13 protein-coding genes are annotated in these 19,039 nt (G+C 64.9%); 7 read left to right on the top strand and 6 right to left on the bottom strand.

Annotated features, from left to right (window positions below):
• Positions 1 to 37 precede the first annotated feature (37 nt).
• The 3 genes from WJ12_RS07480 (at position 38) to WJ12_RS07470 (ending at position 3,919) form a co-directional block, all read left to right on the top strand.
• Positions 38 to 1,462, top strand: coding sequence for a collagen-like triple helix repeat-containing protein (locus tag WJ12_RS07480; RefSeq protein ID WP_059557824.1), 1,425 nt, complete (start codon positions 38 to 40; stop codon positions 1,460 to 1,462).
• A gap of 144 nt (positions 1,463 to 1,606) precedes the next feature.
• Positions 1,607 to 3,292: a ShlB/FhaC/HecB family hemolysin secretion/activation protein gene (locus WJ12_RS07475; protein WP_034190130.1), complete on the top strand. Its 1,686-nt coding sequence runs from the start codon at positions 1,607 to 1,609 to the stop codon at positions 3,290 to 3,292.
• Between the two features lie 165 nt (positions 3,293 to 3,457).
• A complete protein-coding gene (locus tag WJ12_RS07470) occupies positions 3,458 to 3,919 on the top strand; it encodes a DUF2147 domain-containing protein (protein WP_034190131.1) in 462 nt (153 codons plus the stop codon).
• A 103-nt stretch (positions 3,920 to 4,022) separates the two neighbouring features.
• Here the strand turns inward: WJ12_RS07470 and WJ12_RS07465 are convergent, their stop codons facing one another.
• The 6 genes from WJ12_RS07465 to typA form a co-directional block, all read right to left on the bottom strand.
• The gene (locus WJ12_RS07465) at positions 4,023 to 4,433 is read right to left on the bottom strand and encodes a transposase (RefSeq protein WP_034190132.1); all 411 of its coding nucleotides are present in this window, start codon (positions 4,431 to 4,433) and stop codon (positions 4,023 to 4,025) included.
• 145 nt (positions 4,434 to 4,578) lie between these two features.
• Positions 4,579 to 5,676 carry a cell division protein ZapE gene (gene zapE / locus WJ12_RS07460; RefSeq protein WP_034190133.1) on the bottom strand — a complete coding sequence of 366 codons (1,098 nt, stop codon included), beginning with the start codon at positions 5,674 to 5,676 and terminating at the stop codon, positions 4,579 to 4,581.
• 98 nt (positions 5,677 to 5,774) lie between these two features.
• Positions 5,775 to 7,205, bottom strand: coding sequence for a dihydrolipoyl dehydrogenase (gene lpdA, locus WJ12_RS07455; protein ID WP_034190134.1), 1,431 nt, complete (start codon positions 7,203 to 7,205; stop codon positions 5,775 to 5,777).
• Positions 7,206 to 7,286: 81 nt separating this feature from the next.
• Positions 7,287 to 8,564 (bottom strand): 2-oxoglutarate dehydrogenase complex dihydrolipoyllysine-residue succinyltransferase, encoded by a 1,278-nt coding sequence (odhB, locus tag WJ12_RS07450; protein WP_059557826.1) that lies wholly within the window; start codon positions 8,562 to 8,564, stop codon positions 7,287 to 7,289.
• Between the two features lie 135 nt (positions 8,565 to 8,699).
• Entirely contained in the window at positions 8,700 to 11,564 is a 2,865-nt protein-coding gene (locus tag WJ12_RS07445; RefSeq protein ID WP_034190136.1) for a 2-oxoglutarate dehydrogenase E1 component, read from the bottom strand.
• Positions 11,565 to 11,881: 317 nt separating this feature from the next.
• Positions 11,882 to 13,708 carry a translational GTPase TypA gene (gene typA, locus WJ12_RS07440; protein ID WP_006490690.1) on the bottom strand — a complete coding sequence of 609 codons (1,827 nt, stop codon included), beginning with the start codon at positions 13,706 to 13,708 and terminating at the stop codon, positions 11,882 to 11,884.
• 329 nt (positions 13,709 to 14,037) lie between these two features.
• Here typA and WJ12_RS07435 point away from each other — a divergent pair, with 329 nt between their 5' ends.
• The 4 genes from WJ12_RS07435 (at position 14,038) to WJ12_RS07420 (ending at position 18,968) form a co-directional block, all read left to right on the top strand.
• Positions 14,038 to 14,529 (top strand): MarR family winged helix-turn-helix transcriptional regulator, encoded by a 492-nt coding sequence (locus tag WJ12_RS07435; RefSeq protein ID WP_059557828.1) that lies wholly within the window; start codon positions 14,038 to 14,040, stop codon positions 14,527 to 14,529.
• An 87-nt stretch (positions 14,530 to 14,616) separates the two neighbouring features.
• Complete coding sequence (locus WJ12_RS07430; RefSeq protein WP_049028401.1) at positions 14,617 to 16,113, top strand: efflux transporter outer membrane subunit; 1,497 nt, start codon at positions 14,617 to 14,619, stop codon at positions 16,111 to 16,113.
• Positions 16,114 to 16,165: 52 nt separating this feature from the next.
• The gene (locus WJ12_RS07425; protein ID WP_059557830.1) at positions 16,166 to 17,380 is read left to right on the top strand and encodes an HlyD/EmrA/EmrK family protein; all 1,215 of its coding nucleotides are present in this window, start codon (positions 16,166 to 16,168) and stop codon (positions 17,378 to 17,380) included.
• 28 nt (positions 17,381 to 17,408) lie between these two features.
• Positions 17,409 to 18,968: a DHA2 family efflux MFS transporter permease subunit gene (locus WJ12_RS07420; RefSeq protein WP_059557832.1), complete on the top strand. Its 1,560-nt coding sequence runs from the start codon at positions 17,409 to 17,411 to the stop codon at positions 18,966 to 18,968.
• Positions 18,969 to 19,039: the final 71 nt, after the last annotated feature.

The following is a 19,039-nucleotide window of genomic DNA, read 5'->3' as shown; positions in this document are numbered from 1 at the left end:
GACATCCATTCATCGAAAAGACAGCGAGGAGTCCATCATGTCCCAGCAACGTTCCATCACGACGGCCGCCCTGCGCCAGTGGCGTGCGCCCCTCACCGCCTTCGCCGCGGCCTGCCTGCTGGCCGCGTGCGGCGGCGGCGGCGTCAGCTCGCCGCCGAGCAGCAGCAATAACAACAACAATCCGAGCACGAGCGGCACGTCCGGCACCAGCGGCACCAGTGGCTCGTCCACCGGCACCAAGGGTGTCGTCAGCACGGTCGGCCAGACGGCCAGCGACCTTGGCAGCACGGTCGGCAACATCAGCCTGCCGGGCCTCGGCGACGGCGTGACGAAGGGTGTCGGCAGCACGCTGTCCAGCACCGGCACGATCATCGGTGCGGCCGCCGATGCCGTGAGCAACGGGCTGGGACAGATCGGCTCGACGAAGGATCCGGTCGGCACGACGGTTGCCGGCCTCGGCAATGTCGTCGGCGCGACGAGCAACACGGTGTCCGGCCTGAGCTCGACGGTCAAGGCGCTCGGCACGGGTCCGCTCGCGCCGCTCGCCCCCGTCACGACGCCGGTCGGCACCGTGCTCGACACGGTCGCCAACGGCCTGACGGCCGCCGGCACGACGATCGGCTCGACGCTGTCGTCGGGCGCCGTCCAGCAGGTCACGCAACCGATCAGCTCGGCGATCACGCCGCTCGTGATCACGGCCGGCCAGGTCACGCAACAGGTCGGCACGACGACCGGCCTCGGCCAACCCGTCTCCGGCCTGCTCGGCCAGATCGGCGGCGCGATCAGCTCGGCGGGCAAGCAAGTCGGCGGCACGTCGAGCCAGCCGCTCGTCGGCGACGTCGGTCAGCTCGTGACCGCGGTCGGCAACACGGTGACCAACACGGGCGGCCTCGTCAACCCGAACGGCCCGAACGGCGCCGCACCGATCCCCGGCCTGATCACGAGCCTCGTCGGCGGCTCGACGGCGACCGTCCAGAACGGCACGTCGTCGGGTTCCGGCTCGACGAACCCGCTCGGCGGCCTGCTGTCCGGTCTCGGCTCGACGCCGCTGGGCTCGCTCACGGGCGCACTCGGCGGCGCAACCGGCGGCTCGGGCAGCGGCCCGCTCGCACCTGTCACGGGCCTCGTGTCGACGGTCACCGGCGCACTGGGCGGCGCGGCAGGCGGCAGCGGCGGCCCGCTCGCCCCCGTCACGAATCTCGTGTCGACGGTCACGGGCACGCTCGGTGGCGCAACGGGCGGCGCAGGCAGTGCAAACCCTCTCGCGCCCGTCACCGGTTTGCTGAATACTGTCACCGGAGCAGTGGGCGGTGCAGCAGGATCGGGTGGTGCGAGCCCGCTCGCGCCGGTCACGTCGCTGGTCGGCAGTGTCACGGGTACGGCATCGTCGGGCAGCGGTTCGACGGGCCTGCTGGCACCGGTAACGGGGTTGCTGGGCACGCTGGGTAGCGTTGGCAAGTAAGGACGACGGTCGCACCATCGCAGCCGGAGCGAATGGCGCGGCCGTACATACACAACCGGCATGGCGGCACGCGGCGCGCGACACCTTGGTGTCGCGCGCCGGCATTACAAAGAAGACGAAAAGCAAGGCCTACGAGGAAGAACAATGAAATCCAGACTCGACAGATGGATGATGCTGCTCGCCGTCGCGGCGGCAAGCACGGCACATGCACAATCGCGCGTCGGCGGTAACCCGCTCGACTCCCTTCCGCAGATCAACGCACCGAAGACCGGCCCGAACGTTACCGTGCAGGTCGCGCCGCAAGCGCCGCAACTGCAGGAGCTGCTGTCGCGCCACCTGACGCCGTCGACGTTTCAGGTCGAAGGCGTGAAGTCGGTGCCGTTCGAGGAAATCTCGCGTCGCTTCACGCCCCTCGTCGGCAAGGACATCACGATCGGCGACCTGATCGAAACCGCGAACGGCGTGACGAAGCTGTACCAGGAGCGCGGCTACGCGCTGTCGTTCGCGTTCGTTCCCGCGCAGACGTTCGAGAACGGCGTCGTGCGCATCACGGTGGTCGAAGGCTACGTGTCGGACGTCAAGGTCACCGGCAAGCCCGGTGCGATGGAACCGAAGATCCGCGCGATCGCCGCGCACATCACCGACGATCGCCCGCTGCGCCGCGCGACGTTCGAGCGCTACGTCAACACGTTCGGCCTGCTGCCCGGCCTCACGGTGAAGGCGAACGTCCCGCCGCCGCAAACCACCGACGGCGCCACGACGCTCGAACTCGCGGTCGACCGCAAGCCGTTCAACGTCAGCACCGGCATCGACTTCAACCACCCGGGCGTCCAGGGCCTGATCACCGCGACCGAAAACGGCCTCACGCGATTCGGCGAGCAGCTGAGCATCTCGGCGCTCGCGCCGCCGGGACGCGACAAGCAGACCTACTTCGCGTTCAGCGGCGCGGTGCCCGTCGGCAGCAGCGGCCTGATCACGCGCCTCGATGCAAGTACGTATCGCGGCAAGCCGACCGACAATCCGGGGTTGCCGTCGTACGTGCAGCGTACGGTCAAGAACGAGAAGCTTGGTCTTTCGGCATCCTATCCGATCTTGTTGAATAATCAGCGCAGCCTGCTCGGCACCGTGTCGGGCTACGCATCGCACAACGAGGATCGCTACCAGAACCAGATCAACGGTGCGAGCCTCGACACGCGCTCGCAGGTCCGCGTGCTGCAGATGCAGCTCGACTACACGAGCGTCCAGCCGAAGCAGGTCCAGAAGCTGAGCGTCAACGTCGCGAAGGGTTTCAACATTCTCGGCGCGTCGAAGTCGCAGGACATCACCGTCGGCACGACGACGACCTCGGTGGACAGCCCGATTTCGCTGACCTTCGTTCGCACGGGGGCGACTTTCACGCAAACCAACGAATGGCCGTTCCGAATCGGGACGTCGGTTTCGCTGACCGGTCAATACAGTCCCGACTCGCTACCGACCTCCGAACAGATCTCGTTCGGCTCGACGCGCTACGCGCTCGGCTACCAGCCCGGCGAAACGTCGGGCGACTCGGGCTGGGGGATGTCGCTGGAGGTCAATCGCGGCTTCACGCCGGGCTGGACGTATCTGAAATCGATCACGCCGTACGTCGCCTACGACATGGCGCGCGTATACCTGCACTCGGGCACGCCGTCACCGAACCGCATGTCGTCGGTCGGCATCGGCGTGCGATTCACGGACAGCCGCTTCTACAGTCTCGACCTGAACATCGCGAAGCCGATCGGCGACGCACCCGTCGAAAGCGCATCGCGCAGCCCTCGCATCAACGCGGCCTTCTCGTATCAGCTCAACTGATCGGACACCAAACAGCCCGCGTCATGCGGGCTGTTTCGATTAGAGTCCCCTCTATCAAACGTGGCACGCGGTTTCACGTATTCTGGCGAAGCTCGCAACATGCCCGCCCCATGCAGACGGTCGTGCGGGCGAATGAACACGACATGCAAAACAAGGAGGATGACAATGATTCAACTGACCCGCCCGTTGCGTGCAATCGCCGTTGCCGGTGCACTGCTCGCCTGCGCAGCCCCCACGTTCGCACAGGCCGACAGCCCCATCGGCATGTGGCAGACGATCGACGACAACACCCATCAGCCGAAGGCACTCGTGCAGATCGCCGAAGACGGCGACGGTGCGCTGACGGGCAAGGTCGTCAAGGGCCTCGGCGCGAACGATACGCCCGATCGCCGCTGCACCGCCTGCACGGACGAGCGCAAGGATCAGCTCATCAAGGGCATGACGATCATCAAGGCGATGAAGAAGGAAGGCGACCACTGGGACGGCGGCAACATCCTCGACCCGGAAAACGGCAAGGTCTACAAGTGCAAGATGACGCTTGAAGACGGCGGCCAGAAACTCGTGGTGCGCGGTTACATCGGCGTATCGCTGCTCGGCCGGTCGCAGACCTGGGTTCGCCAGCAATAACGCAGCACGCTGCCGACTCGCGCGGCGCAATGAAAAATCGGCCTGCGACGAAGTCGTCAGGCCGATTTTCTTTGGGTGCGGGCGTGACGGAAACCGATCCGCATCACGCCGCGTGCTTCAGCGAGTCGGGCGCGTAGGCGCCCGGTGTGCGATACGCGGGTACCGCATTGCTACGCGCCTCCGCCGCCTTCGATTGCGTGTGCTTGCGCATCCGTGCGGACAATTCATTGCACAGATTCACGCCCGAATCGCCGTAGAGTTCACGCATCACGTTCAACAGCGTGCCCGTCTCGTGCCAGACCTTGAAGCGGCGATGGCAAGTTTGATACGACGGGTAACGGCGCGGTATGGCAGACCACGTTGCGCCGCTGTAGATCACCCAAAGCACGCCGTTCAGGACGGCGCGCGTATTGGCTAACGGACGACCGCGCAACTCGGTGCGCGGCTGCATTTCGGGCAGAAGCGGCGCAACGCAGCGCCACTCGTGGTCGGTCAGATCGCGATACGGTGTCATGGACATCTCCAGCCTTGGTAACCATGACACAACGATATCGGCTCACCTCAACGATGAATATAAGACAAATCCGAAAATACCCCGAGATTGCGCGAATTTGACCGGAATTGACGTTTGAATCCCGTCGATTACCCGGACGACGCAATCAGGTCAGCGACGTATCGACGATGCGACGCGGCGTTTCGAGATACTCCTTCGACTGCATCTCGACGATTCGCGACACCGTGCGCGCGAATTCGTTGGCCATCGGGCCTTCGACGTACAACGCCTCCGCCGGCACCGCCGCCGACATCAGCAGCTTGACCTTGTGGTCGTACAGCACGTCGATGAGCCACGTGAAGCGTCGCGCCTCGGACGCCATCCGCGGCGACATCTGCGGCACCTCGGACAACACGATCGCATGGAAGCGGCTCGCCAGCTCGAGATAGTCGTTCTGCGATCGCGGGCCGCCGCACAGCGTCGCGAAGTCGAACCAGACGACGCCGTCCGCCTTGCGCAGCGCCTTCAGCTCGCGCTTCTCGATATGCAGGATCGGGCTTTCGTCGGGTACCGCCGCGAGCTTGCCGAACGCATGACGCAGTTCGCGATCGGCGTCCGCACCGAGCGGCGTGTGATACATCTTCACCTGTGCGAGCGTGCGCTGACGGTAGTCGACGCCCGCGTCGACGTTCAGCACGTCGAGCTTGTCCTTGATCAGCGCGATCGCCGGCAGCATGCGGTCGCGATGCAGGCCGTCCGGATACAGGTCGTCGGGATCGTAGTTGGACGTCATCACGAACTGCACGCCGTTGTTGAACAGGCGGTCGAGCAGACGGTACAGGATCATCGCGTCCGCGATGTCCGACACGTGGAATTCGTCGAAGCAGATCAGCCGGTAGCGCTTCGCGATGCGCCGCGCGAGTTCGTCGAGCGGATCGGCCTGCCCTTTCAGTTCCTCGAGCTCGCGGTGCACTTCGCGCATGAACTCGTGGAAATGCAGGCGCGTCTTGCGCTGCACGGGCACGACGGCGTAGAAGCTGTCCATCAGGAAGCTCTTGCCGCGGCCCACCCCGCCCCACATGTAGACGCCGCGCGGGAGATCCGGGTGATTGATCAGCTTCTTGAACGCGTTCGAGCGGCGCGCCTTGTATTCGACCCACTCGTCGAAGCAACGCTGCAGGCGATCGACGGCCGCGCGCTGGGCGGGATCGGACTGATAGCCGCGCGTGGTCAGTTCGCGCGTGTAGTATTCGGTGACGTTCATCGGGCAAACCGGAAAGAACGAAGGCGAGCGGGAAACCCCGCCCGCCTTCGTCAAGAGACGGCTGCGCCGGCCGATGGCCGACAGGCGCTACACCATGCTCAGCTGTTCAGCGAGCGCTTGTCGACGGCGAGCGCCGCTTCGCGCATCACTTCCGACATCGACGGGTGCGGATGGCAGATGCGGGCGATGTCTTCCGACGCCGCCTTGAATTCCATCGCCACCACCGCTTCCGCGATCAGGTCCGACGCGTTCGCGCCGATCACGTGCACGCCGAGCAGCTCGTCGGTCTTCGCATCCGCGATCATCTTCACGAAACCGTCCGGCGCGTTCATGCCGAGTGCGCGGCCGTTGATCGAGAACGGGAACTTGCCCGACTTGATCTCGCGGCCTTCCGCCTTCAGCTGCTGCTCCGTCTTGCCGACCCACGCGATTTCCGGGTACGTGTAGATCACCCACGGAATGCAGTTGTAGTCGATGTGCGGCTTCTGGCCGTCGATCACTTCCGCGACCAGCACGCCTTCGTCTTCCGCCTTGTGCGCGAGCATCGGGCCGCGCACCACGTCGCCGATCGCGTACACGTTCGGCACCGCCGTACGGCAGTGGTCGTCCACGTCGATGAAGCCGCGCTCGTTCGCCTTCAGGCCGATCGCCTCGAGGCCGAGGTTGTCGGTGTTCGGCACACGGCCGACCGACACGATCAGGCGGTCGGCGTCGAGCGTCTGCGCGTTGCCGTCCTTGTCGGTGTAGGCGATCGACACGCCGTTCGCGGTCGCCTTCACTTCGCCGATCTTCACGCCGAGATGGATGTCGAGACCTTGCTTCTTGAACAGCTTGGCCGCTTCCTTCGCGAGCGCTTCGTCGGCCGCGCCGAGGAATGCCGGCAGCGCTTCGAGCACCGTCACTTCGGCACCGAGGCGACGCCACACCGAGCCGAGCTCGAGGCCGATCACGCCTGCGCCGATCACGGCGAGCTTCTTCGGCACCGAGTCGAACGTCAGCGCACCTTCGTTGTCCGACACGATCTTGTTGTCGACCGGGATGCCCGGCAGGTGACGCGCCTTCGAGCCCGTCGCGATGATCACGTTCTTCGCGGTGACGACTTCGGTTTCACCCTCGCCGCTCACTTCGATCTGCACGCCGGCGTCGGTCTTGCCGGTGAACTTGCCATGGCCCTTCAGCCAGGTGATCTTGTTCTTCTTGAACAGGAACTCGATCCCGCTCGTCATTTTCTCGACGATCGCATCCTTGCGGCCGAGCATCTTCGCGACGTCGATCTTCACGCCGTCGACCGTGATGCCGTGGTCGACCAGGTGATGCGACGCGTTCTCGAACTCTTCCGACGAGGCGAGCAGCGCCTTCGACGGAATGCAGCCGACGTTCAGGCAGGTGCCGCCGAGCTTCAGCGCGCCGGCCGGGTTCTTCCATTTCTCGATACAGGCAACGGTCTTGCCGAGCTGCGCGGCGCGAATCGCGGCGATGTAGCCGCCGGGGCCGGCGCCGATCACGACGACGTCAAATTCCTTGGACATGACAATCCTTTCTACTTGTACGCCCGCGGGTTCACGCGTGTGCGCGAACCCGCGGAGCGGGTCGATGCAGTGAGACTCGGCTTACAGGTCGAGCAGCAGGCGTGCCGGATCTTCCAGCGCATCCTTCATCGCGACGAGCGACAGCACGGCTTCGCGACCGTCGATGATGCGGTGGTCGTACGACAGCGCCAGGTAGTTGATCGGACGGATCACGATCTGGCCGTTCTCGACGACCGGACGCTCCTTCGTCGCGTGCACGCCGAGGATGGCCGACTGCGGCGGGTTGATGATCGGCGTCGACAGCATCGAGCCGAACACGCCGCCGTTCGAGATCGAGAACGTACCGCCCGTCATTTCCTCGATCGACAGCTTGCCGTCCTTCGCCTTCTGGCCGAATTCGGCGATCTTCTTCTCGATGTCGGCGAGGCTCATCTGGTCCGCGTTGCGCAGGATCGGCACCACGAGGCCGCGCGGCGAGCCGACGGCGATACCGATGTCGAAGTAGCCGTGGTAGACGATGTCGTTACCGTCGATCGACGCGTTCACGAGCGGGAACTTCTTCAGCGCGTGGACAGCCGCCTTCACGAAGAACGACATGAAGCCGAGCTTCACGCCATGTTCCTTCTCGAACTTGTCCTTGTACTTGTTGCGCAGATCCATGACCGGAGCCATGTTGACTTCGTTGAACGTCGTCAGGATCGCGTTGGTCTGCTGCGATTCGAGCAGGCGCTCGGCGATACGCGCACGCAGGCGCGACATCGGCACGCGTTGCTCCGGACGGTCGTTCAGCCAGGTCGTTGCCGACGCCGGCACCTTCACTTCCGGCAGCGACGGCTTCGCGGCAGCGGCCTTGGCCGGTGCGGCGGCCGGAGCGACCTTCGGTGCGCTGCCTGCGGCCAGCGCGTCGCCCTTCGTGACGCGGCCGTCGCGGCCCGAACCTGCGACGTCGCCCGCCGACAGGCCCTTCTCGGCCAGCAGCTTCGATGCAGCCGGCGATGCGGCGGCCGAGCTCGATGCCGTCGCGGCGGCCGGCTGGGCTGCCGGTGCAGCCGCAGCAGGCGCGGCGGCCGGCTTGACTTCGGCGGCGCCCGCCGCTGCTTCGGCGGCACCTGCCTTCGCTTCGGTGTCGATCGTCGCGATCACTTGATCGGCAACCACCGTGTCACCGTCGTTCTGCAGCACTTGCGCAAGCACGCCCGCTGCCGGTGCCGGCACTTCGAGCACGACCTTGTCGGTCTCGAGTTCGATCAGGATTTCGTCCTGTGCGACTGCTTCGCCCGGCTTCTTCTTCCACTGCAGCATGGTCGCTTCCGAAACCGACTCCGAAAGCTGGGGGACTTTGACTTCTACGATAGCCATGTGATTTTCCTGGATGCTTAATCTGGGGTATGACGAGGTTCGTGCGATTCCTTCGGCCGATGCGGCGCGCCACGCGCCCGGCAGGCCGGAAGAGACGGGAAAGCGCCGCGCGCCTTCCCGTTTCGCTTCCGTCGGTTATTTCGCGATCGATGCGCTCTTCAGGCGGCCGAAAGCACCTTCAATCAGGGCCTTCTGCTGCTCGTAGTGCTTCGCGTAGTAGCCAACCGCCGGCGAGGCCGAAGCCGGACGGCCGCTGTATGCCAGCTTCTGCCCTTCCTTCATGCCTTCCTTCAGATGGTGCTCGACGTAGAACCAGGGGCCCTGGTTCTGCGGCTCGTCCTGCACCCAGACCACTTCAGTCGCGTTCTCGTACTTCTTCATTTCGGCTTCGAACTGCTTGTGCGCGAACGGATACAGCTGCTCGATACGGATGATCGCGACGTCGTTCGCCTTCGCTTCGCGGCGATGTGCGACGAGGTCGTAATACACGCGGCCCGAGCACACCAGCACGCGCTTGACCTTCTTCGCGTCGATGCCGCCGTCGGTTTCGCCCAGCACCGGCTGGAACGAACCCTTCGCCAGTTCCGACAGGTCCGACACGGCTTCCTTGTGACGCAGCAGCGACTTCGGCGTTGCGACGATCAGCGGCTTGCGGAACAGGCGGATCATCTGGCGGCGCAGCAGGTGGAAAATCTGCGCCGGCGTCGTCGGCTGAACGACCTGCATGTTGTGATCGGCACACAGCTGCAGGAAACGCTCGATACGCGTCGACGAGTGTTCCGGACCTTGCCCTTCATAGCCGTGCGGCAGCAGCATCGTGAGGCCCGACACGCGGCCCCACTTCACTTCGCCCGACGAGATGAACTGGTCGATCACGACCTGCGCGCCGTTGACGAAGTCGCCGAACTGCGCTTCCCACAGCACGAGCGTGTTCGGCTCGGCGGTCGAGTAACCGTATTCGAAGCCCAGCACCGCTTCTTCCGACAGCACCGAGTCGATCACCGTGAACTTCGCCTGACCTTCGGCGATGTTCTGCAGCGGCACGTACGTACCGTCGTTCCAGCGCTCGCGATTCTGGTCGTGCAGCACCGCGTGACGGTGCGTGAACGTGCCGCGGCCCGAGTCCTGGCCCGTCAGGCGCACCGAGTAGCCCGATGCGACGAGCGACGCGAATGCGAGGTGTTCGCCCATGCCCCAGTCGAGCGGCTGGTCGCCACGCGCCATGTTGCGGCGGTCGTTGATCACGCGCTCGACGAGCGGGTGGACCTTGAAGTTTTCCGGGACCGTCGTGATGCGTTCGCCGAGGCGCTTCAGTTCGGCGAGCGGCACGGCCGTATCGGCAGCATCGGTCCACTTGCGGTTCAGGAACGGCACCCAGTCGACCGCGTACTTGCTCTTGTAGTTCGACAGGACCGGGTCGACCGTGTGGTGACCGTCGTCCATCGCCTTGCGGTACGCCTTCACGTAGTTGTCGGCGTCTTCCGCGGTGATCACGCCCTGCTGCACGAGCTTCTCGGCGTACAGCGCACGGGTGCCCGGGTGCTGCGCGATCTTCTTGTACATCAGCGGCTGCGTGACCGCCGGCGTGTCCTGCTCGTTGTGACCCAGCTTGCGGAAGCAGACGATGTCGATCACGACATCCTTGTGGAACTGCATCCGGTAGTCGATCGCGATCTGCGTCGCGAGGATCACGGCTTCCGGATCGTCGCCGTTCACGTGCAGCACCGGCGCCTCGATCATCTTGACGACGTCGGTACAGTACAGCGTCGAGCGCGCATCGCGCGGGTCGGACGTCGTGAAGCCGATCTGGTTGTTGATGACGATGTGCAGCGTGCCGTGCGTGCCGTAGCCGCGCGTCTGCGCGAGGTTCAGCGTTTCCATCACGACGCCCTGGCCCGCGAAGGCCGCGTCGCCGTGGATCTGCACCGGCAGCACCTGCAGGCCGTCTTCGTCGCCGCGGCGGTCCATCCGCGCCTTCGCGGAACCTTCGACCACCGGGTTCACGATTTCGAGGTGCGACGGGTTGAACGCGAGCGACAGGTGGACCGGGCCGCCTTCCGTCGACACGTCCGACGAGAAGCCCTTGTGGTACTTCACGTCACCGGCAGGCAGGTCGTCGACGTGCTTGCCTTCGAATTCGGCGAACAGGTCGGCCGGCATCTTGCCCAGCGTGTTGACCAGCACGTTCAGGCGGCCGCGGTGGGCCATGCCGATGATGATTTCCTGCACGCCGCGCTTGCCCGCGTGCTGGACGACTTCGTCCATCGCCGCGATGAAGCTTTCGCCGCCTTCGAGCGAGAAGCGCTTCTGGCCGACGTACTTGGTGTGCAGGTAACGCTCGAGGCCTTCGGCGGCCGTCAGGCGATTCAGGATGTGCTTCTTCTCGTCGATCGAGAAGTTCGGCGTCGCGCGGGTCGACTCCAGGCGCTCCTGCCACCAGCGCTTCTGTTCCGGATCGCTGATGTACATGTATTCGGCGCCGATCGTGCCGCAGTACGTGTCGCGCAGGCCCTTGACGATATCGCGCAGCGAAGCCTGATCGAAACCGAAATACAGGTTGCTTGCGCTGTACGTCTGGTCGAGATCGCCTTCGGAGAAGTCGTAGAACGCGGGTTCGAGCTCGGGAATGGCGGGACGTTCGCGGCGCTTCAGGGGATCCAGATTGGCCCATTGCGAGCCAAGGAAGCGATACGCGCTGATGAGGGACTGGACGTGAACCTGCTTGCGTGCGGCAGCCAGGTTGGTGCTGCTTTCGCGCGGGATAAAGGCATTGGCCTTCGCGCGCTCGGCGAACGATTCGACGATCGGGAAGTGAGCGACGTCATTGGCATTCGAGCCGTCCGTTGCAGGCACGTTCTGCAGCGCGTCGAAATACTCTCGCCAGTTCTCCGGCACCGACGCCGGATTGTTGAGATATGCATCGTACAGTTCTTCAACGTACGAAGCATTGCCGCCGAACAGATAGGAGTTCAGCTGAAACTGCTTCATTACATCTGACATTTTACGCTCACCTTTCTTCGAGCTTCTCGAGAAATAGCGGGTTACTCAACCTTCCGCGACACGGCCTGACCGTTTAGCGGATTGCGAATCAAGTCTTGCTTGGAAGGACCTAAAACTTGCGTGCGCGCAGCATATCACAGAACCGATACCGGAGTTCACGGCGAAATGTGCCCGAAAGCACCGCGCGACGGGGTTTTGCCGGATTGCCACGACCCGCGGGAACAGTGTTTTGCAGGTAATCCGGTTGCGCGTCGCGCAGATGCGAAAAAGGCTGCCCGCGGGCAGCCTTTTTCGTGATGCAGCGAACGGTCGAACGCTTAGTCGACCGCGCCTTCGCGGCTCGCGCGGCGACGCTCGTGCTCCTTCAGGAAGCGCTTGCGCAGGCGGATCGACTGCGGCGTCACTTCCACGAGTTCGTCGTCGTCGATGAATTCGACCGCGTACTCGAGCGACATCTGGACCGGCGGCACGAGACGCACGGCTTCGTCGGTACCCGACGCACGCACGTTGGTCAGCTGCTTGCCCTTGATCGGGTTCACGACGAGGTCGTTGTCGCGGCTGTGGATGCCGATGATCATGCCCTCATACAGCGCGTCGCCCGGCTTCACGAACATGCGGCCGCGATCCTGCAGCTTCCACAGTGCGTAGGCCACGGCCGCGCCGTCGTCCTGCGAGATCAGCACGCCGTTGCGGCGCTCGAAGACCGAGCCGTCCTTGACCGGTGCGTACGAATCGAAGATGTGGCTCATCAGGCCCGTGCCGCGCGTGAGCGTCAGGAATTCGCTCTGGAAGCCGATCAGGCCACGTGCCGAGATCTTGTATTCCAGACGCGTGCGGCCGCGGCCGTCGGACGCCATGTCGAGCATTTCGCCCTTGCGGCGGCCGAGTTCTTCCATCACGCCGCCCTGGTGTTCGTCCTCGACGTCGACCGTCAGCAGCTCGTACGGCTCGTGACGCACGCCGTCGATTTCCTGCATCACGACGCGCGGACGCGACACGGCCAGCTCGTAGCCTTCGCGGCGCATGTTCTCGACGAGAATGGTCAGATGCAGCTCGCCGCGGCCCGACACTTCGAACACCGTTTCGTCGCCCGTGTCCTTCACGCGCAACGCGACGTTGTGGTTCAGTTCCTTCATCAGGCGGTCGCGGATCTGGCGGCTCGTCACGAATTTGCCTTCGCGGCCCGCGAGCGGCGACGAGTTGACGAGGAAGTTCATCGTCAGCGTCGGTTCGTCGACGGTGATCATCGGCAACGCTTCCGGCGTGTCGACCGCGCAGATCGTCGCGCCGATGCCGACGTCTTCAATACCGTTGATCAGCACGATGTCGCCCGCTTCGGCCGATTCGACCTGCACGCGCTCAAGGCCCTTGAACGACAGCACCTGGTTGATCTTGCGGTTCAGCACGTCGCCTTCCGGGCCGAAGCGCATCACGACCGGCTGACCCGGCTTGATGCGGCCGCGCGTGATGCGGCCGACGCCGATCCGGCCGACGTACGTCGAATAGTCGAGCGACGTGATCTGGAGCTGCAGCGGCGCTTCCGGATCGGCCGGGCGAACCGGCACGTGCTCAAGGATCGCCTCGAACAGCGGGCGCATGTCGCCTTCGCGCGCGGCCGGGTCGAGCGACGCGTAGCCGTTCAGGCCCGACGCGTAGACGATCGGGAAGTCGAGCTGCTCCTCGGTCGCGCCGAGCTTGTCGAACAGGTCGAAGGTCTGGTTGATCACCCAGTCGATGCGCGCGCCCGGGCGGTCGATCTTGTTGACGACGACGATCGGCTTCAGGCCGAGCGCCAGCGCCTTCTTCGTGACGAAGCGGGTCTGCGGCATCGGGCCTTCGACCGCGTCGACCAGCAGCAGCACCGAGTCGACCATCGACAGCACGCGCTCGACTTCACCACCGAAGTCCGCGTGGCCCGGGGTGTCGACGATGTTGACGTGCGTGCCTTCGTATTCGACCGCGCAGTTCTTCGCGAGAATCGTGATCCCGCGCTCCTTTTCGATGTCGTTCGAGTCCATCACACGCTCGGCGACTTGCTGGTTGTCGCGGAAGGTGCCGGACTGGCGAAGCAGTTGGTCGACGAGCGTCGTCTTGCCGTGGTCGACGTGAGCGATGATGGCGATATTGCGAAGGGCGCGGGTCATAGAAACCTGGAAATCGTTTGAACGCGCAAACGCGCCCGCTCGTTTTCACGGGCGCGCGCTGTTGCAGCTTGGAAAGCCTAACATTATAGCACGCGAGAATGTCGAGAGCTGACGGACACGTCGCGACGCGACAAAACCGGGCCCGCCAGCCCTGCTCGTGAACCGGCGAAGCGATCGAATGCGCCGTCGCCCGGCACACCGCAAAACCTTGTCCCCGAGAGGGATTTTCGCACCGCGCAGCGCGCCCTTTGCCGTTCGATTAACATTTGCCGCGGCAAGCAATTGTGCCTATACTGCTGCCTAGTCAACTATTGCAGCTTCAGGGTTTTATGCCGGATTCCTCTACCCAACCACCCGTCTCGTCGCTGTCCTCGTATCAGATGAACGACAGCGTCGGTTATCTGATGTCGCGCGTGAAGTCGGTGATGACCAACCTCGTCACGCAACGCACGCAGGAAGAGCTCGGCATCACGGGCACGCAGGCGAGCATGCTGTTCATGATCGCGGTCGGCAGGTGTTCGACGGCCGCCGAGCTCGCGCGCGAATACGGGATCGATGCGAGCGCGGTCACGCGCCTGCTCGACCGGGTCGAGAAACACGGCCTGCTGTCCCGCGTGCGCAGCATCGAGGACCGGCGCGTCGTCCGCCTCGAACTGACCGATGAAGGCCGCGCACTTGCCGAACAGCTGCCGCCCATTTTCCGCAGCGTGCTCGATCAGGTGCTGGACGGATTTACACCGGAAGAAGTCGGGTTCCTGAAGAGCATGCTGCGCCGCATTCTCAGCAACTATTGCGAGACGGCCGGCGGCAGTATCACGTAATAGTTGCCATAACAATTACTTTTGACAGTTTATTGTAAGGAAATCCTTGCAGTGTCCATCATTCATTCCGAGTCAGGGGTCAGCGCGATGAAGTCCTCCCCGTTGTCCGTGCGCGGCGGGTCGTGCCGCGCCGCCGTCGCCGCCGCGGTCGCCGCATTCGCACTGGCGGGCTGCGCAAACTACATCGGCATCAAGAGCGACAAGCAGATCGCCCCCGCATCGCAATTCGAGTCCGCGCAGAGCCTCCCGGCCCAGGGCGGCCAGTGGCCGGCGCTCGACTGGGCCAGCCAGTTCGGCGATCCGCAACTGCCGAAGCTGATCGACGAAGCGCTGCAAGGCAATCCGTCGATCGCCCAGGCGCAGGCGCGCATCGCGAAGGCATCGTCGTACATCGAATCGTCGCGATCGAACCTGATGCCGAAGGCCGAAGCCAGCTATTCGTGGACGCGCGAGCTGTACTCGTCGAACGCGCTGTTCCCGCCCCCGTACGGCGGCCAGTGGTACAGCGAGAACAATGCGCTCGCGAGCGCGTCGTGGGAACTCGACCTGTGGGGCAAGAACCGCGAACGCCTGCACACGGCCGTGTCGCAGGAAAAGGCCGCCGAAGCCGACATGCAGCAGGCGCGCATCACGCTCGCGTCGTCGGTCGCGCGCACCTACAACTCGCTCGCGCAGCTCTATGCGCTGCGCGACATCGCGCAGCGCGAGATCACCAACCGCGAGACGGTGGGCAAGATCACCGACGGCCGCGTCTCGGCCGGCCTCGACACCAACGTCGAACGCCAGACGGCGCGCGGCAACATCGCGACCACGCAGGCTTCGCTGTCGGACCTCGACGGCCAGATCACGACGGTGCGCTACCAGCTCGCCGCGCTGCTCGGCAAGGGTCCGGATCGCGGGCTGCAGATCGCCGCGCCGGTGATGAACCCGACCGGCGACGTCACGCTGCCCGGCAACCTGCCGGCCGATCTCGTGTCGCGCCGCCCCGACATCGTCGCCGCGCGCTGGCAGGTCGAAGCCGCGATGCACGACGTGAAGGAAGCGAAGGCCGAGTTCTACCCCGACGTGAACCTCGCGGCCGGTTTCGGCTTCGATGCGTTCGGCTGGGGCAAATTCCTGAACTTCGCGAGCCGCCAGGCGCAGTTCGGCCCGGCGATCCACCTGCCGATCTTCGATGCCGGCGCGCTGCGCGCCCAGCTCAAGGGCCGCTACGCCGACTTCGACCTGTCAGTCGCGAACTACAACCAGACGCTGATCAGCGCGCTGAACGACGTCGCGACGCAGGTCGCGTCGATCCGCGCGGTCGATCGCCAGATGGGCGACGCCCAACGCGCGCTCGACGCATCGACGCGCGCGTACGATCTCGCGGTCATCCGCTACAAGGCCGGCCTGTCGCCGCAACTGCAGGTGCTGACGGCGGACAGCAACCGCCTCGCGTCGGAGCAGACGGTGACCAACCTGAAGATGCGTCGCCGCGACATGCAGCTCGCGCTGATCAAGGCACTGGGCGGCGGATTCGACGCAACCGGCACACCGCTCGCCGCGCCCGACGCCGCCACGCCGAACAAACAGGCCGCCAACTGAGCCGGCGCCACCACTACGCAGACACTCGAAATAACGGACGGAGAAAATCGCCATGAGCGACCAACAAAACGCCGCCAGCGCGCAGCCGCAGAACAACGGCAAGCGCAAACGAATGATGACGCTGCTCGTCGCGGTCATCGTGATCGCGGCCATCGCATACGGCCTGTACTACTTCCTCGTCGCCCGCTTCCATGAAGGCACCGACGATGCGTACGTGAACGGCAACGTCGTGCAGATCACGCCGCAGGTCACCGGCACCGTGATCGCCGTGAAGGCGGACGATACGCAGACGGTCAAGTCCGGCGACCCGCTGGTCGTGCTCGACCCGGCCGATTCGCAGGTCGCGCTGCAGCAGGCGGAAGCGAACCTTGCGCAGACGGTGCGCCAGGTGCGCGGCCTGTTCGTCAACGACGACCAGTACCGCGCGCAAGTCGCGCTGCGCCAGTCCGACCTGTCGAAGGCCCAGGACGACCTGCGTCGCCGCCTGGCCGTCGCACAGACGGGCGCCGTGTCGCAGGAAGAAATCTCGCACGCACGCGACGCGGTGAAGGCCGCGCAGGCGTCGGTCGACGCCGCGCAGCAGCAGCTCGCATCGAATCGCGCGCTGACCGCGAACACGACGATCGCCTCGCACCCGAACGTGATGGCCGCCGCCGCGAAGGTTCGCGACGCCTACCTCGCGAACGCGCGTAACGTGCTGCCGGCGCCGGTCACCGGCTACGTCGCGAAGCGCTCGGTGCAGGTCGGCCAGCGCGTGTCGCCGGGCACGCCGCTGATGTCGGTGGTGCCGCTGAACGCCGTGTGGGTCGACGCGAACTTCAAGGAAGTCCAGCTGAAGCACATGCGGATCGGCCAGCCGGTCGAGATGACGGCCGACATCTACGGCTCGTCGGTCACCTACCACGGCAAGGTCGTCGGCTTCTCGGCCGGTACGGGCTCGGCGTTCTCGCTGCTGCCGGCGCAGAACGCGACCGGCAACTGGATCAAGGTCGTCCAGCGCCTGCCGGTGCGGATCGAACTCGACCCGAAGGATCTCGACAAGCATCCGCTGCGCATCGGCCTGTCGATGCAGGTCGACGTGGACATCAAGGACGAACGCGGCGACCAGCTCGTCAACGCGCCGAACACCGTCTACGAGACCAACGTGTTCGCGAAGTACGGCGACGAAGCCGATGCCGAAATCGCACGCATCATCGCCGAGAACGCAGGCGGCAGCGCGTCGGCGCCCGTCGCGGCGAAGTCAGGCAGCGCCGCGAAAATGATGTAACCGTTCCGACTCCGGAAAGACAACCCACATGGCACAGGCTCCTGTCTCCCATCCGCCCCTGCAAGGCGGACAACTCCTGCTCGGGACGATCGCGGTATCGCTCGCGGTGTTCATGAACGTGCTCGACACGTCCATCGCGAACGTCGCGATCCCGACCATCTCGGGCGACCTCGGCGTGTCGTCCGACCAGGGCACGTGGGTCATCACGTCGTTCGCGGTCGCGAACGCAATCTCGGTGCCGCTGACCGGCTGGCTGACCGACCGTTTCGGGCAAGTCCGCCTGTTCCTCGTGTCGATCATCCTGTTCGTCATCTCGTCGTGGATGTGCGGGCTGGCGCCGAGCCTGCCATTCCTGCTCGCGTCGCGCGTGCTCCAGGGTGCCGTCGCGGGCCCGATGATTCCGCTGTCGCAAGCGCTCCTGCTATCGAGCTATCCGCGCGCGAAGGCGCCAATGGCGCTCGCACTATGGGCGATGACGACGCTGATCGCGCCCGTCGCGGGCCCCATTCTCGGCGGCTGGATCTCGGACAACTATTCGTGGCCGTGGATTTTCTACGTCAACATCCCGGTTGGCATCGCCGCCGCCGCCGCGACGTGGGTGATCTACCGGAGTCGGGAGTCGGCCGTGCGCCGTGCGCCGATCGACGGCGTGGGCCTGGCGCTGCTGGTCGTGTGGGTCGGCTCGCTGCAGATCATGCTCGACAAGGGCAAGGATCTGGACTGGTTCGCGTCGACGACGATCGTCGTGCTCGCGCTGACGGCTGTCATTGCTTTCGCGTTCTTCGTGATCTGGGAGCTGACCGCCGAGCACCCGGTCGTCGACCTGTCGCTGTTCCGCATAAGAAACTTCACCGGCGGCACGGTCGCGCTGTCGATCGGGTACGGCCTGTACTTCGGCAATCTCGTGCTGCTGCCGCTGTGGCTGCAGACGCAAATCGGCTACACCGCGACCGACGCCGGCCTCGTGATGGCGCCGGTCGGGTTGTTCGCCATCCTGTTGTCGCCACTCACCGGGAAGTATCTGCCGCGCACCGATCCGCGCTTCATCTCGACGGCGTCATTCCTCACGTTCGCGCTGTGCTTCTGGATGCGTTCGCGCTACACGACGGGCGTCGACGAGTGGTCGCTGACACTGCCGACGCTCGTGCAGGGGATCGCGATGGCCGGCTTCTTCATCCCGCTCGTGTCGATCACGCTGTCCGGCCTGCCGGGCCACCGCATTCCCACGGCGTCCGGCCTGTCGAACTTCGTGCGGATCATGTGCGGCGGCATAGGTACGTCGATCTTCCAGACCGCGTGGGATCATCGGAACAACTTCCACCACGCGCAACTGGTCGAGCAGGCGAACCCGTACAACCCGACGTTCAACCAGGCCGTCACTCAGATGGGCAATCTCGGGCTCACGCCCGAGCAGGCACACGGCCTGATCAACAACATGGCCACGCAGCAGGCTGCGCAGCTCGGCGTGAACGATCTGTTCTACATTTCGGCGGCGATCTTCGTGCTGCTGATCGGACTGATCTGGATCACGAAGCCCGAACGCGCGGGCGGCGGCGATGCCGGGGCGGCCGCATCGGCGGCGCACTGAGCGCCCAAGCCGGAATACCGACGCACCAAACCAAAAAGCCCGGTCGTTTCGACCGGGCTTTTTCTTGTTCG

It is taken from the genome of Burkholderia seminalis (assembly GCF_001718535.1).
GTDB lineage: Bacteria > Pseudomonadota > Gammaproteobacteria > Burkholderiales > Burkholderiaceae > Burkholderia > Burkholderia seminalis.
This window is presented reverse-complemented; position numbering and strand designations above follow the sequence as displayed.